The organism is Streptomyces sp. NPDC058045, from assembly GCF_042885635.1.
Taxonomy (GTDB): Bacteria; Actinomycetota; Actinomycetes; order Streptomycetales; family Streptomycetaceae; genus Streptomyces.
In genome coordinates, this window is record NZ_JBHVRR010000116.1 from 1 (window position 1) to 1482 (window position 1482).

Sequence of the window (1482 nt, forward strand, 5' to 3'; positions counted from 1 at the left end):
CTAAGGGCTGTCCCGTAACTGCTGGTCGTCACTGGGGAGCGACGTGCAGGTCCCGGATGTACCAGTCGAACCGTGTGCCGTCCTTGCCGTGCGGCTGCTTGCGGTGGGTGAATCCTGCCCGCCGCGCGACTGCAGCGGATGCGGGATTCTCCGGATCGACCTGGATCACCGCCTCCTCCCCGCCCTCAGTGGCCGTGTACTGGGACGCCAGGAGGACCGCGCGGGTAGCCAGGCCACGCCCCCTCCATGACGGATAGAGGCCGTAGGCGACATTTACTTGGCCGGGAGCCAAGCCCTCTCCTGCGAACCGCAGGTCGATCGTCCCCGCGAGCGCCTCGTCGGCGCCTACCCGGATGCCGAAAGCGCGGAGCGGACCGGCAGTGTTCCACTGTTCCCAGCAGTGCCGGAAGTACGCTTCAACGCCCTCGCGCGAGCCGGGACCGCCGTTGAGCCAACGAACCAGCAGCTCATCCTCCCCCGTGAGATGCGCCTCCACATCGTCCATGCGCAGCGGCGACAGCGTGATGATCCCGTCGGACAGTTTCACTTCATGCATCAGCCGATTCTTGACGCCGAAGCTGCGTCGCACCATCGGATTCGTGGGACGTTGCTCAGAGCTACTCCACCACAGAGGATGATCTTGGTGTGGCTGGTGTGATCACGGCGTCGGAGCCGTCCTGGATAGCCCCGTTCACCGGGCTGAGTCCGCGCCGTTTCGGCAAGCTGCTGACCGCACTGCGGCGCGAAGGCGCGGACGCGGTCCGCAAGGGTCGACCGTGGAGCCTGCCGTTGGAGGACCGGGTCCTGCTGGTCACTGCGTACTGGCGCACGAACTTGACGCTGCGGCAGCTCGCCCCGTTGTTCGGCATCTCGAAGTCCGCGGCGGACCGGATCATCGACCACCTCGGGCCGATGCTCGCGCTCCAGCCCCGCAAGCGGTTCGCCAAGGACACCGTGCTGATCGTGGACGGCACCCTGGTCCCCACCAGCGACCACGCCATCGCCGCACAGTCGAAGAATTACCGGTACTCCACCAACCACCAGGTCGTCATCGACGCTGACACCCGCCGGGTCGTCGTGGTCGGCCGGCCCCTGCCCGGGAACCGCAACGACTGCAAGGCATGGGAGGAATCCGGCGCCAAAGCCGCCGTTGGCAAGACACGCACCATAGCCGACGGCGGCTACCCCGGCACCGGACTCGTCATGCCCCACCGACGCCGCAAAGGCGAAGACCTGCCCGACTGGAAGCAGGCGCACAACAAGTCCCACAAGCAGGTCCGCGCCCGCGTCGAGCACGTCTTCGCCCGCATGAAGACATGGAAGATCCTCCGTGACTGCCGCCTCAAAGGCGACGGAGTTCACCACGCCATGCTCGGCATCGCCCGCATGCACAACCTCGCCCTCGCCGGATAGGCAAACGGCCCGCACCACGGCCAACCACGTCCGAGGCGACTCAGAGATCATTTACGGGACAGCCCTTAG

Annotated in this window: 2 protein-coding genes; one reads left to right on the forward strand and one right to left on the reverse strand. The window is 66.5% G+C overall.

Annotated features, from left to right (window positions below; all coding sequences use genetic code 11):
• Positions 1–28: 28 nt before the first annotated feature.
• Positions 29–592 (reverse strand): GNAT family N-acetyltransferase, encoded by a 564-nt coding sequence (locus ACFVST_RS29300; RefSeq protein WP_390156628.1) that lies wholly within the window; start codon positions 590–592, stop codon positions 29–31.
• A gap of 53 nt (positions 593–645) precedes the next feature.
• On the opposite strand from ACFVST_RS29300, the gene ACFVST_RS29305 reads away from it, so the two are divergent.
• Positions 646–1413 (forward strand): transposase, encoded by a 768-nt coding sequence (locus ACFVST_RS29305; RefSeq protein ID WP_390156629.1) that lies wholly within the window; start codon positions 646–648, stop codon positions 1411–1413.
• The last annotated feature ends 69 nt before the right edge of the window (positions 1414–1482 follow it).

Bases quoted from the DNA above. Each gene is read 5' to 3' on its own strand.
- ACFVST_RS29300 (WP_390156628.1), bottom strand. From the start codon at position 592: ATGGTGCGACGCAGCTTCGGCGTCAAGAATCGGCTGATGCATGAAGTG.